This window comes from Bradyrhizobium sp. AS23.2, from assembly GCF_001908185.1.
GTDB lineage: Bacteria > Pseudomonadota > Alphaproteobacteria > Rhizobiales > Xanthobacteraceae > Bradyrhizobium.
Map to the genome: position 1 here is coordinate 1 of NZ_LGHM01000416.1, position 671 is coordinate 671.

Annotated in this window: 1 protein-coding gene; it reads left to right on the top strand. The window is 64.4% G+C overall.

Annotated features, from left to right (window positions below):
- A partial coding sequence (locus tag AC630_RS42610; RefSeq protein WP_143198796.1) for a UDP-glucose dehydrogenase family protein occupies positions 1-671 on the top strand: 671 nt, incomplete at both ends.

Consider the following 671-nt stretch of genomic DNA (forward strand, 5'->3'; position numbering starts at 1 on the left):
AAGGACGAGAAGAAGATCGCAGCGCTTCATCGCGGCGAGATCCCGATCTATGAGCCCGGCCTCGACGAGCTGGTCGCAACCAACGTCAAGGCCAAGCGGCTCGACTTCACCACCGACCTGTCCAAGCCGGTCGCCGACGCCGATGCGGTGTTCATCGCGGTCGGCACGCCGTCGCGCCGCGGCGACGGTCACGCCGATCTGTCCTATGTTTACGCCGCCGCGCGCGAGATCGCGCAGTCGCTCAAAGGCTTCACCGTCGTGGTGACGAAGTCGACCGTTCCGGTCGGCACCGGCGACGAGGTCGAGCGCGTCATCCACGAGACCAATCCTAACGCAGACGTCGTCGTCGCCTCGAACCCTGAATTCCTGCGCGAGGGCGCCGCGATCCGCGATTTCAAGTTCCCAGACCGCGTCGTGGTCGGCACCTCCGACGAGCGCGGCCGCAAGGTGATGGGCGACATCTATCGTCCGCTGTCGCTGAACCAGGCGCCACTGATGTTCACGGCGCGTCGCACCGCCGAAATGATCAAATACGCCGCCAACGCGTTCCTCGCGACCAAGATCACCTTCATCAACGAGATCGCCGATCTCTCCGAAAAAGTCGGCGCCAACGTGCAGGAGGTCGCGCGCGGCATCGGCCTCGACAACCGCATCGGCACCAAATTCCTGCA